The 18889-nt window shown below is 59.8% G+C and carries 14 protein-coding genes and 2 pseudogenes; 10 read left to right on the forward strand and 6 right to left on the reverse strand.

The window, feature by feature from the left end; genetic code table 11:
* Position 1: 1 nt before the first annotated feature.
* Both ON14_RS03045 and ON14_RS03050 read right to left on the reverse strand, forming a co-directional pair.
* On the reverse strand, positions 2-1114 hold the full coding sequence (locus ON14_RS03045; RefSeq protein ID WP_010203071.1) for an Fpg/Nei family DNA glycosylase: 1113 nt from the start codon (positions 1112-1114) through the stop codon (positions 2-4).
* Positions 1114-1602, reverse strand: a complete 489-nt coding sequence (locus ON14_RS03050) for a ribose-5-phosphate isomerase (RefSeq protein WP_010203073.1) — start codon at positions 1600-1602, stop codon at positions 1114-1116. The genes ON14_RS03045 and ON14_RS03050 overlap by 1 nt, the downstream gene beginning before the upstream one ends.
* A gap of 106 nt (positions 1603-1708) precedes the next feature.
* Here ON14_RS03050 and pepN point away from each other — a divergent pair, with 106 nt between their 5' ends.
* From pepN to ON14_RS03065, 3 genes are all read left to right on the forward strand, one after another.
* The gene (pepN, locus tag ON14_RS03055) at positions 1709-4249 is read left to right on the forward strand and encodes an aminopeptidase N (protein ID WP_010203074.1); all 2541 of its coding nucleotides are present in this window, start codon (positions 1709-1711) and stop codon (positions 4247-4249) included.
* A 77-nt stretch (positions 4250-4326) separates the two neighbouring features.
* Positions 4327-5316 (forward strand): mechanosensitive ion channel family protein, encoded by a 990-nt coding sequence (locus tag ON14_RS03060; protein WP_010203075.1) that lies wholly within the window; start codon positions 4327-4329, stop codon positions 5314-5316.
* Between the two features lie 158 nt (positions 5317-5474).
* Positions 5475-5846: a globin gene (locus tag ON14_RS03065; protein WP_039741688.1), complete on the forward strand. Its 372-nt coding sequence runs from the start codon at positions 5475-5477 to the stop codon at positions 5844-5846.
* On the opposite strand, the gene ON14_RS03070 is transcribed toward ON14_RS03065, so the two are convergent.
* The gene (locus ON14_RS03070) at positions 5847-6155 is read right to left on the reverse strand and encodes a hypothetical protein (protein WP_202800890.1); all 309 of its coding nucleotides are present in this window, start codon (positions 6153-6155) and stop codon (positions 5847-5849) included. It abuts the gene before it with no gap.
* A gap of 913 nt (positions 6156-7068) precedes the next feature.
* On the opposite strand from ON14_RS03070, the pseudogene ON14_RS03080 reads away from it, so the two are divergent.
* The 4 genes and pseudogenes from ON14_RS03080 to ON14_RS03095 all read left to right on the forward strand — a co-directional run bounded on the left by ON14_RS03080 (position 7069) and on the right by ON14_RS03095 (position 12297).
* A pseudogene (locus tag ON14_RS03080) lies at positions 7069-7376 on the forward strand (globin domain-containing protein).
* Positions 7377-7772: 396 nt separating this feature from the next.
* Positions 7773-10655, forward strand: coding sequence for an AfsR/SARP family transcriptional regulator (locus ON14_RS03085; protein ID WP_010203082.1), 2883 nt, complete (start codon positions 7773-7775; stop codon positions 10653-10655).
* 402 nt (positions 10656-11057) lie between these two features.
* Positions 11058-11480 carry a hypothetical protein gene (locus tag ON14_RS03090; RefSeq protein WP_141629910.1) on the forward strand — a complete coding sequence of 141 codons (423 nt, stop codon included), beginning with the start codon at positions 11058-11060 and terminating at the stop codon, positions 11478-11480.
* Between the two features lie 313 nt (positions 11481-11793).
* Positions 11794-12297, forward strand: coding sequence for a hypothetical protein (locus ON14_RS03095; protein ID WP_010203084.1), 504 nt, complete (start codon positions 11794-11796; stop codon positions 12295-12297).
* Positions 12298-12405: 108 nt separating this feature from the next.
* On the opposite strand, the gene ON14_RS03100 is transcribed toward ON14_RS03095, so the two are convergent.
* Complete coding sequence (locus tag ON14_RS03100; protein WP_010203085.1) at positions 12406-13746, reverse strand: Fic family protein; 1341 nt, start codon at positions 13744-13746, stop codon at positions 12406-12408.
* Between the two features lie 160 nt (positions 13747-13906).
* Between ON14_RS03100 and ON14_RS03105 the strand changes: the two genes are divergently transcribed.
* Both ON14_RS03105 and ON14_RS16370 read left to right on the forward strand, forming a co-directional pair.
* Positions 13907-14206: an alkylmercury lyase gene (locus ON14_RS03105; RefSeq protein ID WP_010203086.1), complete on the forward strand. Its 300-nt coding sequence runs from the start codon at positions 13907-13909 to the stop codon at positions 14204-14206.
* Positions 14207-14393: 187 nt separating this feature from the next.
* The gene (locus tag ON14_RS16370) at positions 14394-14615 is read left to right on the forward strand and encodes a hypothetical protein (protein ID WP_337459747.1); all 222 of its coding nucleotides are present in this window, start codon (positions 14394-14396) and stop codon (positions 14613-14615) included.
* Positions 14616-15680: 1065 nt separating this feature from the next.
* Here the strand turns inward: ON14_RS16370 and ON14_RS03110 are convergent.
* The gene (locus ON14_RS03110) at positions 15681-17723 is read right to left on the reverse strand and encodes a KAP family P-loop NTPase fold protein (protein ID WP_010203087.1); all 2043 of its coding nucleotides are present in this window, start codon (positions 17721-17723) and stop codon (positions 15681-15683) included.
* 419 nt (positions 17724-18142) lie between these two features.
* Here ON14_RS03110 and ON14_RS16490 point away from each other — a divergent pair.
* Positions 18143-18331 (forward strand): annotated as a pseudogene (locus ON14_RS16490) (AAA family ATPase); the annotation flags it as partial.
* A gap of 252 nt (positions 18332-18583) precedes the next feature.
* Here ON14_RS16490 and ON14_RS16080 read toward each other — a convergent pair.
* Entirely contained in the window at positions 18584-18760 is a 177-nt protein-coding gene (locus ON14_RS16080) for a hypothetical protein (RefSeq protein WP_237719659.1), read from the reverse strand.
* Positions 18761-18889: the final 129 nt, after the last annotated feature.

Genomic DNA, 18889 nt, shown 5'->3' on the forward strand with positions numbered 1-18889 from the left:
CTCAGGCTCCGAGCGGTGCTTGGCAGCTCGGGCACCAGTACAGCTTGCGGGCCGAGGCGAGTTCCATCGCGATGTTGGTACCGCAGATACGGCATGGCAGACCCTCGCGGTGGTACACCCAGTGGCGGTCAGCGCGATTGGCGAGCGCGGCGGTGTAGTCCTCGTCGGTGAGACCTTCCATTGTCATCATCTGGCCGGTGCGCACGCCAATTTCGAGCAGGTGCGCCCAGTCGCGCCAGAGTTCGCGCAGCAACTCTTCGGGGATGAGTTTGCCCGGTGTGTGCGGGTCGAGGCGGGCGCGGAACAAAATCTCAGCCCGGTAGACGTTGCCGATGCCGCTGACAACGGACTGATCCATCAGCAGTAGGCCGATAGCGGTCTGCTTTTTGTGCACAGTAGCGACGAATCGTTCTTCGGCCTCGCCGTTGTCATCGACGAGAGGGTCGGGGCCGAGCTTGTTGAGCGCGACCTGCACCTCATCGGGATTCAGCACTTGGCACGCCGTGGGCCCCCGCAGGTCGGCGCAGGTGTCTGCCGTGAGGAGGCGCACTCGCACGGCACCGATGGGCTCGGGCGGAAAGTCTGACGCGTCGTCCGATGCCTTCTCTTGTTCGGACATCCGCAAGCGGGTGCGTCGCGGGGCGCCGATGCTCGCAAGCGAATCTTCGTGCTCGCCGACGACCGAGTTACCCGCGCCGGCGGCGGCGCTGCTCAGCTCGGCGGCGTCAGCAGCGTCCACACTGCCGCCAGCCGCACCAGCGGCGGCCGCGCCATCAACAACGGCACTATCAGCAGCCGCACCATCAACAAACGTCCCGTGCTGATTGGTCTGCCCCATGCGACCGGCGGCGGATGCCGTCGTGGCGTCGGCGGTGAAGTTGCCCGCGAAATCCCAGGCTCCGTAAAGCCCGAGGTGCACGCGCAACCAGCGGTCGTGCTCGAATTCGATGAACATCTGCTTGCCGACGGCTTTGGCGCTGAGCATCCGCAGTCCATCGATGCGTTCGGCTCCCGCGGCGAAGCGGCCTTGCGGAGACGACACTGCGACGGTTTTGCCGACGAAGTGCAGCGCGAACTGGCGCGCAATGCGATGTACGGAATGCCCCTCAGGCATTAGAGGGCGAAGGGGTGCGCTGCGATGGCGCCGGTGGTTTCGTATTCGGCAAGCTGGGCGATGCGGCGAGAGTGACGCTCGTCGCCCGAGAAGGGCTCCGCGATAAAGAGGTCGATAAAGCGCGTGGCTTCGTCGACGGTGTGCTGGCGGGCACCAATAGAGATGACGTTGGCGTCGTTGTGCTGGCGAGCAAGTGCTGCGGTCGAGTCGTTCCAGACGAGAGCGGCGCGGATGCCCGTCACCTTGTTGGCGGCCATTTGCTCACCGTTGCCGGAACCACCGAAGACGACACCGAGTGATTCGATACCAGCAGTCTGATCGGCTGCCACCGCGCGCGCTGCGGCGATGCAGAACCCGGGGTAATCGTCGAGAGCGTCGTAGGCGACGGGGCCGTGGTCGATGACCTGGTGGCCCGCCGCGGTGAGGTGCTCCTGCAGGGTAGAGCTGAACTCGAGGCCGGCGTGATCGGTGGCGATATGGATGCGCATTCCTCCAGTCTAGGGTCGCGAGCATGCGGTAGTGCTTACTTTGAGGGGCCGCGACATAAGGTAGATAGGTGCGGTCACAAACCGCCCCAAAACGAAGGAGTTGTACGTGCCCGGAGAGAACCTCACCCGAGTTGAAGCGCAAGAACGTAAAGCGATTGTCAACGTTGACAGCTATGAGATTGCGCTCGACCTCACGACGGGTCCTGAGACGTTTAAGAGCAGCACGACTGTTCGCTTTACTGCCACTGCTGGCGCATCCACTTTCATTGATTCGATCACCCGCACGGTTGATTCGGTCACACTCAATGGCACCGCTCTTGATGTTGCTGCCGTGAACGATGGTGTGCGCATCCAGCTCGACAACCTCGCCGAGAACAACGTTCTTGAGGTTGTAGCGGATGCCGAATACACCAACACCGGTGAGGGCCTGCACCGCTTCGTCGACCCCGTTGACGACGAGGTGTACCTCTACTCGCAGTTCGAGGTGCCGGACTCGCGTCGCGTGTTCGCAGTGTTCGAGCAGCCTGACCTCAAGTCGACGTTCCAGTTCACGGTGACGGCACCGGCACGCTGGGCCCTGATCAGCAACTCCCCCACGCCCACTCCGGTAGTGGATGGCGAGAATGCCACGTGGGAGTTCCCGCCCACTCAGATCATGTCGAGCTACATCACCGCGATCGTGGCGGGCCCGTATGCCGAGGTTCGCGACGAGCTCACCTCGAGCGACGGCCGCGTCATCCCACTCGGCATCTTTACGCGTGCGTCGCTGAGCGAATACCTCGATGCTGACTACATTTTCGAGAAGACCAAGCAGGGCTTCGAGTACTTCGAGAAGCACTTTCAGTACCCGTACCCCTTCGAGAAGTACGACCAGATGTTCGTACCCGAGTTCAACGCGGGTGCGATGGAGAACGCGGGCGCTGTCACGTTCACCGAGACCTACGTGTTCCGTTCGAAGGTGACCGACGCCATCAAGGAACGTCGCGTTGTCACGATCTTGCACGAGCTCGCTCACATGTGGTTCGGCGACCTCGTCACTATGAAGTGGTGGAACGACCTGTGGCTCAACGAGTCGTTCGCCGAGTGGGCATCGACTATCGCTACTGCTGAAGCTACCGAGTGGACCGAAGCATGGACCACGTTCGCGGCTATGGAGAAGAGCTGGGCCTACAAGCAGGACCAGCTTCCCTCTACCCACCCCGTCTACGCCTCGATCAACGACCTCGATGATGTTCTCGTCAACTTCGACGGCATCACCTACGCCAAGGGCGGCTCGATTCTCAAGCAGCTCGTTGCCTGGGTCGGTCTCGAAGCGTTCATGGCTGGCGTCGCCGCGTACTTCAAGAAGCACGCCTACGGCAACACCGAGCTCAACGACCTGCTGGTCGAGCTGGAGAAGACCAGTGGCCGCGAGCTCATGGAGTGGAGCAAGCTCTGGCTTGAGACCGCTGGCGTGAACACGCTGCGTCCGGATGTCGTGACTGCCGAAGACGGAACCGTCGAAAGCTTCGCGATCGTTCAGACCGCAGCCGACGATTACCCCACGATTCGCCCGCACCGTCTCGCAATCGGTTACTACTCACTGCAAGACGGCAAGCTTGTTCGTCACCACCGCATCGAGATCGATGTTGAGGGCGAGCGCACGGAGGTTCCCGAGCTCGTGGGCACGACGCGCCCCGATCTCATCCTGATCAACGATGACGACCTCGCGTACGCGAAGATTCGTCTCGATGACTCGTCGCTGGCTGTTGCGATGAAGCACCTCTCTGACATCACCGACCCGCTGGCTCGCGCCATCGTGTGGGGTGCCGCCTGGGATGCTGCTCGCGATGCTGAGACTCCGGCCAGCGATTATGTTGCCCTGGTTCTCGGCAACATTGCGTCGGAGACCGAGTCGACCACCATCCGCACCACGCTTGCGCAGCTGGTTTTGGTGGCTAAGCAGTACGTTGCTCCGGAGCGTCGCGCCGCCACGATCGAGAAGATCGGCGACACCCTCTGGGGTCTCGCTCAGAGTGCTGAGGCTGGATCGGATGCTCAGTTCCAGTTCGTGAAGTACTTCGCGAATGTGGCTTCCACCGAACAGCACGTCACGGTGCTGCGTGCTCTGCTCAGCGGTTCGACCACGCTCGAGGGACTCGAGATTGACACTGACCTGAGCTGGGAGCTTCTGGAGGGCCTCGTGCTCAACGGCGCTGCCGGTGATGCTGACGTGGATGAGGCTCTCGCTAAGGACAAGACGGCGAACGGCCAGCAGGCTGCGGCTCGGGTTCGCGCAACGATTCCGACTGAAGCTGGCAAGCAGGCTGCGTTTGATTCGCTCGTGAAGAGTGACAAGGCGCCGAACGCGATCGTGCGTAACGTGACGATGGGCTACACCCACGTGAACGACCCCGCTGTGCTGGAAGCCTTTGTGGCTCCGTACTTCGAGGCGATCAACGATGTGTGGACGAACCGTAGCTACTCGATCGCGGAGACGGTTCTGCGTGGCCTCTACCCCGCACCGTTGGCAAACCAGGGACTCGTGGTTGCCACGAACGCCTGGCTTGAGGCGAACCCCGATGTGCCGGCCCTGCGCCGCATCATCGTGGAGAACCTTGCGGGTGTTGAGCGTGCGCTGATCGTTCAGGCTCGCGACAACTCCTAACCCTCTTCAGCTACCTTCGGGTGGTCGTGCGGGAGCCTAGCGGCGACTATTCAGCAGTCGCTCGCTAGGCTCCCAGCATGGAAGATTTCACGATAGGCGGTTTGTGGGCCGCTGTGCTCGCGTTCTACGAGGGCTCGACGCTGCTCAAAGGCGTCGTCATCATCGCTGGCGCGTGGGTTCTTCGCTTCATTCTGCTGTTCGTTATCAAGCGCGTCGTTGACCGCGTGGTGAACGGCGTGAAGCACAAAGAGAACATCCACGACACTCAAGTTCTTCTGACTTCTCCCCTGGCAGCGGTGCGTGTTGTTCAGCGCACCCGGACCCTCGGCGGAGTTCTCTCTAGCCTCATCACGGTTGCCATCGTGATTGTTGTGCTTCTGTTGCTCTTCGATCTCTTTGCGCCGAACGCGACGGGCGCCTTCGCCCTCATCACCGCCGCGACCGGTGCCGGTCTCGGTTTCGGCGCCCAGAACGTGGTCAAGGACGTGCTGAATGGTCTCTTTATGGTGGCCGAGGATCAGTTGGGCGTGGGCGACATCGTTGACCTCGGGCCCGCTGTTGGTGTTGTCGAGTCCGTCGACATCCGCACCACTCAGGTTCGCGATGTGAACGGAACCCTGTGGTTTGTGCGCAACGGTGAAATTACCCGGGTGGGCAATATGTCGCAGGGTTGGGCGCGTGTGATCATCGATCTGGCTGTGCCGTATGACTCCGATGTGGATGCCGTGCAGGAGCGCATTCTGAAGACCGCGGTTGACCTCTATAAGACTCCCAAATGGACAACTCGCATCTTGGAGCAGCCCGAGATTTGGGGGATCGAATCTATTTCGTCGGAGGCGGTGGTTGTTCGTCTGGTGGTGAAGACGGCATCCGCGACGAAGGATGATGTTGCTCGCGAGCTGCGGGCTCGTTTGAAGAAGGATTTGGATGAGGCGGGTGTCAAACTTCCCGCATTGAAGTCGATCGTGTTGAGTGGCTTTGAGGGTGCCGCAAGTGTGCGCGGTGCACGACCACCCCGCACCCGTCCGGTGCCCCTGAGTTTTCCCGAGGAGAAGCCGAAGAAATGACCGAATCCGAGAATGTGGCTGGCGATGAGCGCGCGGCTGGTGCCAGTGCCGGGTCCGAGAACGAGGCCGAGGGTGCGAATGCGACTGAGCCCGCGAAGCGCCCCAAGATTCGCATCATTGCGAAGCCGGCAGTGACTCCGGATGCTCCGGCCGACTCGATGTGGGAACTCATCGGCGGTCGCACCACGTTCGAGAAGCTCGTGCGCGAGTTCTACGTGGGCGTGGCGACGGATGAGGTGCTGCTGCCGATGTACCCGGAGCAGCCCGACCTTGAGGGCGCCATCCAGCGCCTGACCGGTTTCTTGGAACAGTATTGGGGCGGCCCGAACACGTACAGCCAGGAACGCGGACACCCCCGCCTGCGCCAGCGCCACATGCCCTTCAAGGTGAACCCGGATGCCCGCGACCGCTGGCTACATCACATGCGCAACGCTCTCGACACTCTCGAGTTGCCGCCGCTCTACGACGCCGAAATGTGGGCGTACCTCGACCGTGCCGCGCACGCCATGGTCAACACGTTCGATGAGTAGTTAGGCGTCTTCGTTTCGGGGATCGTTGGGATTGCTCCCGGCCAGCCGAACAAGGTTCGCTGCCCGAGGTTCTTCGAAGCCCGAGTAGACCTCCCCTACCGTTTCGACAAATAGTTCGTATCGGCGCCCGTTGGCGTGATCCTTTACCCATTGGGATGCTTCGTCGACGTCTGCTGCGTCGAAAACTATCCATGCGTCTAGATTCCACCCTGACGCGGAAGAGCCGGGGCGTTCCCAATAGTTGACGCGATAGGCCGGACGTTCGAGTTCTTCGAATGCTTCGCTATGCACGGTGGGCTCTGCTTTCATGCTTGACAGCATAGCGCTCTTGAGTTTTACTTCTTTCAGTTATTGAGCATTTCTTGAGAAAGGAAAACGATTGAACAGTTGGAGAGCACAGCTATCGGCAGCACTCTTGGTCGCTCTCGTGCTGACGGTTAGTGGAGTAGTGGCCACCCCCGCAAACGCCGCACCCGCCCTCAAGTGCGAACTGCGAGTTGATAATCCGCATGGCTCCCATCACGTCAAAGGAACGATAAACGTCACAGCCGAGGTCACTTGCCCGATGGCGATGTCTTCGATCACGCTTCGCACTGAGCTCGAGCGAGTTAGCCCATTGTTCGTTTGGCCAAGCGATCCCAAAGTCGGAGTCGGCCCAAAAGTTAAGCAGAATGCCGCCAGTCCTTGCACGGCCGGGCCAGCAAACTTCCGAGGGTGGGCCAGAGTCACGATCGTCCCGCCGCCCGGCTATGTCCTGACCGGGTCCGGAACACAAGCCAAGTATGGATACACAAAACCCATTGCGTGTGGTCTCAGCAGCGCCCGGGTCGAGCACGATTATCTAATGAACAAAGAGACACCCGAGCCTGTCTACATAACGTTCGAGAAAGTGACCTAATTACCAAGAGGAACGCTGAGCGTCACGCACGACTCTGCGACGGGAGTGCGAGCGGTGCTGCCGAATTATTCCGGAGAATTGCGTCTAGACCCAACATATAGCGCACGCAGCGCCCGCGGCCGGCACGCGGTCCCTTCTATTCACGGTATCGCTGTCGGCTCGGACCACCCCAACCCACACAATGCAGCTGAGCCCGCGAAGCGCCCCAAGATTCGCATCATTGCGAAGCCGGCAGTGACTCCGGATGCTCCGGCCGACTCGATGTGAGAACTCATCGGCGGTCGCACCACGTTCGAGAAGCTCGTGCGCGAGTTCTACGTGGGCGTGGCCACCGACGAGGTGCTGCTGCCGATGTACCCGGAGCAGCCCGACCTTGAGGGTGCTATCCAGCGGCTGACAGGTTTTCTGGAACAGTATTGGGGCGGCCCGAACACGTACAGCCAGGAACGCGGACACCCCGCCTACGCCAGCGCCACATGCCCTTCAATGTGAACCCGGATGCCCGTGACCGCTGGTTGCACCACATGCGCAACGCTCTCGACACTCTCGAATTGCCGCCGCTCTACGACGCCGAAATCTGGGCATACCTCGACCGTGCCGCGCACGCCATGGTCAACACGTTTGAGGAATAGCCGCTGCTAAGGAGTGGGCCAATCGAGGTCGTGGCCGCCTTTCCGCCTAAGGGCAGTTGAACTTTGCTAGCCTGATCTCACGCGCGACGGTTGGGGGGTGTGCTGATGCTGGATATCCTCGTTCTCGGGCCGGTAGAAGTTCATCGGGATGGGCACAGTTACCGTCTCGGTGGAGCCAAGCAGCAAGCACTTCTCGCTCAGCTGGTCGTTGCTCGAGGCCGCCCTCTTTCTCCATCCCGATTGTGCGGTGATTTGTGGGATGAGACTGCTCCTCGTGATCCTGCTCATGCGTTACAAGCGCGCGTGTCTCGGTTGAGGTCAGCTCTTCCTTCGCTCGATATTGGGTTCGTTAACGGGGGTTACAGTCTTGCCCCGACAGGTTTTCACACTGACACAATGCGTTTCGAGAATCTGACGGAAGAAGGCGGCTGGCTTCTCGCCGACGGTGGTCTCGTCCAGGCATCTGAACGTTTTCACGAGGCGCTCGAGCTATGGCGCGGGGCCGCTTTCGCTGATTTACCAGAATCCTTGGCGCTTCAGGCAGAATCAGCACGACTTGAGAAATTGCGGGCTTCGGCGCTGGCAGATCGCATCGATATCGATCTTTCACTTGGCCGCGAGTCCACTGCTATTCCTGAACTTGCCGCGCTGGTCGAGGAGAGTCCCCTGCTTGAGCGGCACTGGGGTCAGTTGATGACTGCGCTGTATCGACGTGGTCGCGCGCAAGAGGCTCTCGACGTGTTTGCGCGCGCCCGCGCGATGTCCACCGATCGGCTCGGTGTGGAGCCTAGTGGCGAACTTGGGCAGCTGCATGTGCGCATTCTGCAAGAACAGCCGTCAGAATCGCTCTTACGCCTCCCGGTAGCAACGCCGGTCTTCTCACCCATCAACAGGGAACTTGGGCGACCTCCCTCCATAGGCGTGACTTTGAGCTCGAATGACACGGATACGCTCGCGACTTTAGTGAAGCAGCACCGAGCATTGATTGTCACCGGACCTGCAGGAATCGGGAAGACCCATCTGCTCCGGGCAGTTCGGGCACGGTTCGAGGCTCAGCACTGTCTGGCACCATTTTTGTCCGCAAGCACGCTCAGCCGTTCGATACCGCTCGGAGTTTTTGCCGGTACTGCGGGTTCCTTCTCAGAGGGATGGAGAACGCCTGCCGCCTTGATCGATTCTTTCACTCGTCACCGATCAACTACGGTTCTGCTCGTCGACAATGTGAATCTGTTAGATGAGTCGTCCCTCTTCGTCGTTACTCAGCTCATCAGCACCTCTCGTGTCCCGACGATCTTGGTCACGCGGAGCCTGACCGATGCTCCGGCCGAGATACGAACTCTGTACGACAGCGGCGAACTCACTGAGGTCTCAGTCCAGAAGCTGAGCGACGTGGAGGCCTACGAGCTGGCCGTCGGTATCACCGGAGGACCTCTGACGCCTGACTCGCGGTTGAGCATCCTCGACGCTGCCGCGGGTAACCCTTTTCATGTGCGCGAGATCATCGCCGGTTCGCTGACGGACGGGCTATTAGTGCAGACCGAACACTGCTGGGAACTGCGGGGAAATCCCGTCCCGTCGCCTCGGCTAGCGCAACTGGTTGGCGCGCGGTTCGACGGGCTCGAGGATGCGAGTGTGGAAGCCGCGGCGCTAGTGGCTATCGCCGGCGAATATCCCGGTGAGGCTCTGGGGGCTGCGCAGCGACGTATTCTGGCGCGCGCAGATGTGCTGGTGTTGTCCGATGGCGGGCGGTGGCGCCTCACGAATCCACTGGAGTCTGAGGTTCTTCGCGCCCGATTCTCGAAAGCTTTGTGGAAGGACCTCACCCGCGAAGTTGTGCAAGTTCTGAAGAGCGATTTAGCCTCAGACATGCCACGGGCGCAACTCCGTGCTCATATTCTGGCGCTCGATCTTGGCGACCCTGTAGATATCCCTGCGACGATGGCGCTTGCCGAAATGGCCCTTGGAGCGTTCGATGAACGTCTCGCCCTCCGAGCTCTCGAAGCCGTGATCACACAGGATCCCAAGAATGTTCACGCGTACAGGCTCGCCGGACTCGCGGTTTCGGCACTAAGAATGTTGGATGCTGCTGACGCTCATTTTGGCAACGCACACCGTTACGCTGCTTCCGAGGCTGAAATCACGGCCGTCGCGTTGGCTCATGCGCAGCACAGCGGTCTTCGGCTTCAGAACCCAAGGAGCGCACTAGAAATTGTCGAACGAGCGCTCAGCGTGGTCGAAGCGCCGGGCGAATTAGCTCAACTTCACCGCGGCCGGATGCGCTGGTCTGCGGTGGCAGGGATGGGCGGCAAGGTTATGCCGCCTCCCTCGATAACCTCCGATGTTGCGGATGCTTCGGGGCTGATGATCGTCGGCGTTTCAGGAGTGATCACAGGCCCGCTTGATGAAACTCATCGGGCACTCGCGCACCTTCACCAGATTCCCGAAGAAACCATCGATTTGGTTCCCGGTGGCGCTGCCCTCATCGCCCTTACCGAGATTATGGCTTTGTCCAACTCGGGTGACGTTGTTGCGGCTCAGCATCGACTTCGGCAGAAGATCGTTGAGGCTAGCACCCGTGCCCTTGAGTCGCTGGGGCAGTGGGAGTATGCGCTCGGTTTCAGCGAGTTGCTTTCCGGGGATGCGTCGCAGGCGCACGCACTTGCTTTGTCTGCCGTCGGGCACCTCGAATGGCGTGATACGACCGGTCTCCTCCCCGCTGCACAAGCACTCACTGCGGCAAGCGCTCTGGCCGCAGGGCACCCTGGCGCGGAGTCGCGAGTCATGTTCGATCGCATTCCCACGGCGGCGTCCAGCGACCCCAAAGTCGTAATGCTCCGCGCTTGGGCTGAGGCGCGAATCGCCTGGGCCCAAGGGCATCGCGAAGAGGCGGCACACACTCTGGTGGAGACGGCGCAGTGGTTGCTCTGGGCACAGCACACCTACTTTGCTGGGATGCTTGCGCATTGCGCGATCCGCATAGGCTGCAAAATGGACGACGCTGTGGTGGTTCTAGGCGAGGCACATGCTATAGCTGGCGGCGGTCTACTCACCCTGCTCTTGCGTCACGGTGAAGCAACTGTCGCTGGGGACGCGACCGAACTCAACAAGATTGCTCGCGAGGCACATGAACTGGGGCTCGTAGCAACCGCGGCGGATACTTGGGTGTCCTTGATCGCGAGTTCCGGCACTGAGGATCTGCCAGACCGATTGAAACATCAGCGTTCCGCCGTCGCGCAGTTGCTCACCGAAAAGCCTGCTCTGGTCTCGTGGGTAGCTTGATCCTGCGACGTTGATCGTCCGGTGCGGTGCACCCTTGCTCTTCATTGAGACACGATGGCCGCGTTCTTTAAGATGCTGCTGCAGTGGGATTCTGTGAAGCGCTGTCCGCTGATGAGCGACATCATCTGATATTCCACCAGCCGACGCCCACATTCGGCTCACGCCGGTCTGCGCTGCCCAGCGGCAATAAAGTGTGAGCGGAATGTGAGTGGCATCGGGTTGCCTTGAGGATCAGCATTTGTTCGCGGACTAATAGTGAAGGGCATCATGCATCGATCTTCAGCTGGAGCCTTGTGGCGGGGCCTCGTCCTCGGGACCGTAGTCATACTCAGCAGCGCGGCATGTGCATCGGGCGACGGTGCGTCGTCTGATGCGTCAACCCCGTCAGATTCGGCCACGTCGGTGAGTCCTGACGCTTCGAGCGATGATGCTGAGGTTCTGGCTGACCCCGCGCTGAAGTCGCAAGACCTCGGCGGCACCGTGGCCTGCGGTGACACCGAGTTCACCGATGAGGCGCCGATCCCCCAGAACCTTTCCACTCTCGATGTTCCTTTCTATCCGTGTGCGCTCGAGGTGGCCGCCGTCACGGGAACCGATCAGTTTTTCGTGGGTGAGTACGTCACCGGTCACGCACTGACCATCGTCAATATGGTCGTCAGAGATCAGTTCGAGGACTCAGATTGGGAACTTATCGATAGATCGGTGGAAGGCTCCAACACCATCAGCAGGGCCCAGAAGCCTGGATACTCCCTCGTTGTCGCTGTCGGCCCCGAGCGCACGACCGATGCCGACACCAGCATTCACTACACCCTGCGCACGCAGTGAGCACCAAATCAGTCTCTAGAAAGGCAACGATGAAGAACGGACAACATTCACTCGCGCCTAGTCCTTAGCGCTCGTGTTCAGTTCAGGCGTCGCCCTCAGCGGATGCGCAACAGTCTTGTGCCTTCGTCCGTTTGCCTGTGAGCGACCACCTGCAGCCTTCAACACTGGATCAGCCCTGTGTGAGCGAGTTGTGAGCGCTAGATGGTGTGCTGGAAGCTACTGGCGCTGCCGTTGGTTCGGAAATTGAAGGCGGCGCCGCGCTACAGGATCAGCGATCATCAATGAGAAAAGAGGGTCCGGCCCGCCGGCAGCTATGACAACACACACCACCTTAACCAAGTCCACAATCGTGGCGGTAGCTCTGGCGACAACTCTGTCGCTCAGCGGGTGCTTTGCCAACCCCATTGACCAGCTAACTGACAAGATCGGCAGTGGCATCGCTGAAGAGGGTGCAGAAAAGCTTATTGAAGGAGCCACGGGGAGCGATATAGACATCGATGCCGACGGAACGATGCCCGAGGACTTTCCGGACGAGGTGCCGATCGTCGACGGAAACATTGAAGCGGCTGTTGGCCTCACGATCGATGGCCAACAAACATGGACGGTGACTTTCATCGTCGATGACGCAAGATCGTCTGTCAACGCGGCGCGGAAGACGATTGTTGACGCGGGGTTCGAGGAGAGCCTGTGGAGTGACTCCTACCTGATCATGGGCATGTTCTCCAACGACGCCTACCAGATCACTGTTAGCGCGTATGCCGACGAAGATGAACAGCGCGTCACCTATCAGGTCTTCGAAACTACTACGGACGAGTAGCAGGGATGAACCGTTTAGACGGTCAATCGCGGTAGAGCAGCCACGACATCTCGGTTGACGCCGACGATCTGCGCGATCTCCTCCACACGGTCCTGCTGTCGGATGAGCTCACCGAGATCTGCGAGTTCTGATCAACGAACGACGTAACTCTGGAGTCGCGTGATCCTTCGGGTTCGCTCGCAGCAACCCAGTCTGTGTCGGGTCTGGCGCGTCCGGGCCGCGGCGCGGGCGTTGGTGTTCGGTGTCTCCGCCGCCGACTCGGTTGCTGCGTTCGGTGAGCGCGACGAGCGCTAGGTGTCGGTCGGCGGTCCAGCAAATCAGCTTGCCTTTGTGGTCCTTGTTGCGGCCCAGGATGCCAGCTTCCGCGAGTTGCACGAGTGCTCGGTGCGCCGCGGCGGGAGAAACGCGGTGCCGCGCTGCGACCGTTTCGATCGTGAGCACTGGTTCGGTGGCTAACGCGTCGAGAATGCGCAGGATGACGGCATCGCGGCGAGGCGTTGCCGGCGAGACACCTTCGGCTTGCCGGTACCGAACCAACGCGTCTCGGATTTCATCATCGAGCGCAGCGATGTCGTCAGAGAGTCGCACTGCATTTGCTGCGGCAAGCTCGGCGGCGTTCGCGAATGCGATGATCCAGTCATCCAGTCGGGGTGGGTCTTTTCGGTACGCGGTGAGCCCTGCTACGTAGTCATTGACGTCGCCGGCGAAGACAGTGCTGATGGGGATGAGGGTGTTTCTGAGAGCATCCGTGCGGCGAAGAACGGTGTGGATGAGGGCACGCCCGGTTCGGCCGTTGCCGTCGATAAAGGAGTGAATGGTTTCGAATTGCGCATGGGCGATCGCTGCGCGCACGACAGGGTTCCCGTGGGTTGCGGTCACGAAACGGCTGAGATCGTCGACGAGCCGTCGCACTTCAGATTCTGGCGGGGGTACAAAGTCGGCGCGGAGCGGGCTCCAGCCGGCTCCGCCCACCCAGTTCTGCTCGGTGCGCAAACCCTCGTCTAACCCGGGTTCAATCACGTGCTGCAGCTGTTCAAGGTCAGCCGTCGTGACGGGGCGTTCTCGGTCGGCGAGAGAGGCGATTGCTTCCTCCGTGGCGCGGACGTTGGCCACAACATCCAAGGCAACGCGGGTTCCGTGTTGGAGTAATTCTGCGATCGCAAGTTTCTTGGGGGTGACCCGGTTGCCTTCGATCCAGGATGAGGAGATGCTTTCGGAGCGGATCAGCAGGTGGTTGAGGTACCCACCGCGTGCGCCGATTCTCTCGTCGGCGCGGGAGAGAACCGCGAGCGCATCTTCTGCCGCTTGCTGGGCTTCTTGGCCGAGCTGAGGAAGCTGCTCCCCCAGTTCATCGGGCACGTAGGCACGGTAGCGACCGGGCGCTCGGTCTTTGCGACTGAGGTGTGCGGCATCCTGAGGGTTCCAGAGCAGGTCAACGAAGAAGGCCATGAGAACTGCTCCTAACGTAGGTGACTGGTGCGCTAAATCTACTTTAGCCGCCCTAAAGGTGATATTGGATGTTCGTCGTCACGTTTGTGGCTTCTGCGCTCGGTCGCGGCATTGGTCAACGTTTCGGCTTCCCGCGCACGTCAGGGGTTACCGTGAGGGTATGGAGATCACGCTGCAATACTTCGAGAGCTGCCCCAACTGGAAGGTTGCCGATCAGCACATCACCGAACTCGTACAAGAGTTCCCGGAGATCACGGTGTCGCGACACCTGGTCGACACGGTCGAAGAAGCTGAGCGCGTGGGGTTCCGCGGGTCACCGAGCATCCTCTTCGATGGTGTGGATCCCTTTGCCCAGGCGGATGCCCCGTTCGGGCTTGCCTGCCGCCGCTATGTCACCCCGGATGGCTTTGCCGGCGCACCCACTGTTGACCAGCTGCGAGAGAAGCTGCGCGGTCTGTAGCCCTCAGCACCTTCGAGAAGCTCGTTCGTGAGCTCTACGTCGGGATCGCCAACGATGAGGTGCTGCTGCCGATGTATCCGGAACAGCCCGGCCTTGAGGGAGCGACCCAACGTCTCCCGGTTTCCTGGAACTGTATTAGGGCGGTCCGAACACGTACAGCCAGGAGCACGGACACCCCCACCTGCGCGTGCGCCACGTGCTCTTCCAGCTGAACCCGAACGCCCGTTACCGCTGGTTGCGGCATATATTAACGCCCTCGAACTCTCGCCGGTCGGCGACGCCGAAATCTGGGCGCACTTCGACCGCGCCGCGCACACCTCGGTTAGTGCATTTGAGGAGTAGGCATCTTCGCGGTGCCGGATTGATGGCCCCACCCGAGACGCAACGCCATCGTCAGAGCCAGAGTTGATCAGGTTGAACCGCACCGGAGGAAAGCGTGTAGTAACACCTCAAGCGGGAGGCAGCAGCGATCCCTATGCCAGGATTTAGCCATCAGGACTGACCCGCTAGTCGACCGTGTGCTGAACCTTCGCAACGGCTTGGGAACGGCCTGGAAATCGTCATTCGGCTAGAAGCATTGCTCCGGTATGCCGACGAGGCCATAGAGTACGTTGCAGGCAAGTAACTACCGCTGCGCAAATGCGTTGGCGGACCTTGAGCGCCTCCGTCGATGAGAACGAGAAGGCATCGATCTCACCATAGGGCCTTCGTCCGGGGTCTAGCTTCCGACGCTTAGAGACGAGATCGGTGCATCCGCTGCGTGACAGGCGCGTGCAACCTCGTGTCGTAAATTCGCAAGCCTCGCAGGCCCTGTTCTCGACGTGAGCGAGTAGTCGTAGGGCAGTTCATCGATATATTTCAGCATCCGCTCGCGCGCGATATCGTCGGCAGACAGCGCGGCTGCATCGACATCCTCAGGGAAAGTATCGAAAATCGAACCCGAAAGTTCACCGACCTAGGAATCGCTCTCGCCCCTGTTAGCGACCGAACTCGCGAAGCCAGGGCATGACGTAATTGACTTCGAACCAGCATTGGCGCGCGCCAGGGGCCCTGCCGACATTTGTGTAGGCGATGCGTCGCAGCAATCAGCCAGCAGGAGAGGAAGAAAAGCGGCGGCTGGAGATAGCAGTTTTCCTTAGCACGAGGGGACGATAGCGCGCGCGTAAACCGCAAACTTCTTTGCCACCTGCGCGAGCATAGTTCAGATGGCTGAACGGCGCACAGAACCGACAATTGTTCGCCGACGTAAAAGCGTCGCGTTCGGCCCGCCGAGCCGGTCTTAGGAAACCTTCCGTCGGAGACGCAATTTCAGCCGACTTCATTCGCCTTAATGTCTAGACGCGAGGAGATCGCATTGCTCGATGCTTGGCACCCCTAGTACTAAACAGGGATAAGTTGCTAAGAACCCGCACAGGGCTGCGGGCGGAATATGCCGATCATCTTTCAACCCAGTCCGTGGGTCTTCTTGACCGAGTTAAGTGACCTTGTCCGAGAGAGCCAGTCCACGAAGTTGACGGACCACATAGTCGCGAAGTTCAGCGATCTCCAGATCGCGGGTCAGTCGATCGGTTATCTCATAGTCCAAGCTGTCGTCGAGGTCAGGAAGCTCCGCGAGGCGTTCCGCAGAAAGCTCGTCTCCAACTGCGAATCGAAACGCAGCCTCTCTAAATCTAACGTCGTACTCGGTTCGGTATCCGAGTGTCTCTGAATAAGTCACGAATTTTTCAGCCACACGAACGAGATCCTCGGCGCCGCTGATCGAGCGTTCAAGCACTCCACGACCTATATCACTGCCTAACCATGCGCAGAAGCTGAGCATAGAGTACATTTCTGGTCGCGCCAGAACTTCGTCAAGTGTCTGCTTCCCCGCGGTCTCGGTCCACTCTCGGGCTACGCCGGAAAAGGCCGCCTTGATAAGATTTTCGCTCCCACGGCTGACACCTCTTATCCCATGGGCGCTGGCAATCAAGAGTTCGTACCCGAACTGCGCGACAGCATGTTCCACGTCCAAGTCCCCAGAAGCCAGCGCAAGGGCAACTTCTCTTGCAAGCCACCTTTCGAGGCCGGCTTGTCGAAAGTCATGAAGGCGGTTGGTGCGGTCCAAATCCTGCCGCTGCGCAGACAAAAAGTCGACCATGGCGATGCTCGGAGTGTCATCGCGACGGGAGTCGCGCCCGACACGCAGGGCAAGAGCTGCCCGTTCGGCGTCGTCGCCCAGAATAATACCCCCAAAGATCTCAATCTCAGCGCTCGTGCTCGTGCCCGCGATAATTTGCTCAACAGCGGCATCCGTCTGAGCGTCGCTAACATCGTCCTCAGCGAGGCCAAGTAAGAAATATCGATCGAAGTATCGGGGTGAACGTATCCCCCGCTTTCGCCCAACGGGCGCGAGCAGTTCGTTCGAGCTGTCGAAGAGGAAAAGCACGGCGTCCCAAACGGCTTTGGCGCTGCTCGCAGAAACTAATTCACTTATCGCAACCTGCTGCTCCGAACGTGTCGCGTCCTCTGAGGTGTTGCGCCAGCCACAAAATACTTCTCTGTGCGAGCGAACGTGTTCCCATACGTTATGGTGCGCAATGCGAAGCCATGAGATTGCGACGAAATCTAACCCGTCGAGTTCGGCTTGGGAAGCAAGACCCGCGAAGATAGCGAGTTGCTCGCGAAGACGTTCGGCCGACCGGGGCGTCTCAATTCCTGCCGCGAGAATCCCGATGAGACTTTCTGTAGGAGCCCTAAAATCATCAGACAACTGTGCGTGCTCGGGCACTGCAACGGTTACGGACGCGCGAGCCCACCTTCTTCTCTCGGCTGCCGGAGTTGGTGGGATTTCGAATGGATATTGGACAATTTTCTCCATGAAATCGGAACTTCGTCCGACCATTCCGCTTGACGTCAGAAGTTGGTCGATCGTCATTTGGTCATAGGCGATGAGGTAATGAACGTTGTTGAAGCGGCCAAGTAGCCGAATAACTCTTAAGAGCGCCCGAAGATCATTCGCATCAAGACGATCGACATCATCCACGATGACGAGCACCTGCTTGCCCAGATGCTGGATCTGTTCGGAGATATGTTGGAATTCTGTGTGCCAGGCCGAGGGTGGCGTTAACTCTTCGAACGCCTTGGCCGCAACACCAGATACCGCTTCACCGGCGAAGGGAATCGCTTTCAGCGCTGGTACACCAAATCGTGAATACCCGAGAAGCCTCGATTTGAGGTCCTTCGCCTGAGGGAATGCTTCAGAAAGAGCCGCAACAAATTCACTGGTAATCGCAGCTACGTCGGCGGCCGACCAGGGGCTAAACCACACAGTCTCCCCTGTCACTCGATCCTCGATGTCCCGCAGCAACGTCGTCTTCCCGCTGCCCCAAGGCCCGACCAATCCATAAACCGTGGAGCTGCTCCCCATCGGGGCGGCGTTAATGCGAGCGGCGACTGCGGCCGCGAACGCGGCGCGTCCACCGATGTCAGCTTTGGACCGTGGGCTATCAGACCACACAGGATTCTCGGAAATCGTCATAAGCACAGTCAACCAGTGCTCTCGCCTCATTGCGCGTCGACATCCACGAAATATTTCAGCTCATTGGGAGCGAGAGTCGCGGTGCGCGGAAGCTGACACCGCCCTTCGCACTGGATCGCCGTTTTGATTGCATTAAATGTTCAGGGGAACACTGATTGTGTCCTCGGTCTCTTAACGGCATGGCGTGCCCTACTGAGACTCGCCGGTTCAGCCAAGCGCGACAGTTCGCACTAAATCTGACTTGAACCCAATGGGAATCGAGGCGGTTGGGAAGCGATATAGGGCAGCCAAAAGCCTGCGACCTCAGAGGAAATCAAGATCCGCCGTGTGTGTCTAAACCGCCAACGAAACACAAGCCGTGCCAACATTGAGATCGTCTCGGCTTAACTGGGGAGGCACTAAGGGCAATAGGGAGAACTATGTGGCTGTCGCAACTCGACCTATCCAATTACAGAGCCTGTGCGGGAACGTCCTTGCACCTCGATCCCCACTTGACAGTCTTGGTTGGGGAAAACGCAGCAGGCAAGAGTGCTTTAGTCGACGGAATTCGCTTGGCAACATATCCCGCATCTGGGCGGTCCAGTCTGTGGTTCGACCGAGAACGTGACGTTCATCGAACTGCCCCCGAAGGCGAAGCAGTATCGGCAAAGTTAGTTTTCACCGGCCTCTCAGAGACGGAGCAGGCGGTTTATTTGGCACATCTAGTAGACGGTGAAGACAATCTCGTTTTCGGGACAGCTTGGGCAACGGGGGAAGCCGTCCCGCGACGAAATGTTCAGTCGACTTCCATCGGGGATGCCTGCGTTGACGATCCGGAGCCTTCTGCTCGGCGACGCATAGCTCACGTCTACCTACCGCCTCTACGGGATGCGGTCAAAGATCTCGACGCTGGTGACGGGGCGCAGCTCTTCGAGGTCCTTAAGGTGCTTCTCGACAACGATCAGGCGAGCGAGGAAGATTTTGTAAACTTTGCGAACGACGCACTGTCGACTATCGCGGGTCACCCACTGCCGAAAAAGGCGTCGGGAAGTATTCAAGCCCAAATGCGTGATGCGACTCCGCCAGCCCGCGCTCACACTGTAGGGATAGCGTCCAGAGAGCAAGAATTACGTCGTTTGTCCCGGCTGCTACGGATTCAACTGGCCGAGGATGGCCTTCAGCTAGGC

The sequence above is a fragment of the Salinibacterium sp. PAMC 21357 genome, assembly GCF_000247645.1.
Classification (GTDB): Bacteria; Actinomycetota; Actinomycetes; order Actinomycetales; family Microbacteriaceae; genus Rhodoglobus.

Bases quoted from the DNA above. Each gene is read 5' to 3' on its own strand.
- ON14_RS03045 (WP_010203071.1), bottom strand. From the start codon at position 1,114: ATGCCTGAGGGGCATTCCGTACATCGCATTGCGCGCCAGTTCGCGCTG.
- ON14_RS03050 (WP_010203073.1), bottom strand. From the start codon at position 1,602: ATGCGCATCCATATCGCCACCGATCACGCCGGCCTCGAGTTCAGCTCT.
- ON14_RS03060 (WP_010203075.1), top strand. From the start codon at position 4,327: ATGGAAGATTTCACGATAGGCGGTTTGTGGGCCGCTGTGCTCGCGTTC.
- ON14_RS03065 (WP_039741688.1), top strand. From the start codon at position 5,475: ATGTGGGAACTCATCGGCGGTCGCACCACGTTCGAGAAGCTCGTGCGC.
- ON14_RS03070 (WP_202800890.1), bottom strand. From the start codon at position 6,155: ATGAAAGCAGAGCCCACCGTGCATAGCGAAGCATTCGAAGAACTCGAA.
- ON14_RS03085 (WP_010203082.1), top strand. From the start codon at position 7,773: ATGCGTTTCGAGAATCTGACGGAAGAAGGCGGCTGGCTTCTCGCCGAC.
- ON14_RS03095 (WP_010203084.1), top strand. From the start codon at position 11,794: ATGACAACACACACCACCTTAACCAAGTCCACAATCGTGGCGGTAGCT.
- ON14_RS03100 (WP_010203085.1), bottom strand. From the start codon at position 13,746: ATGGCCTTCTTCGTTGACCTGCTCTGGAACCCTCAGGATGCCGCACAC.
- ON14_RS03105 (WP_010203086.1), top strand. From the start codon at position 13,907: ATGGAGATCACGCTGCAATACTTCGAGAGCTGCCCCAACTGGAAGGTT.
- ON14_RS03110 (WP_010203087.1), bottom strand. From the start codon at position 17,723: ATGACGATTTCCGAGAATCCTGTGTGGTCTGATAGCCCACGGTCCAAA.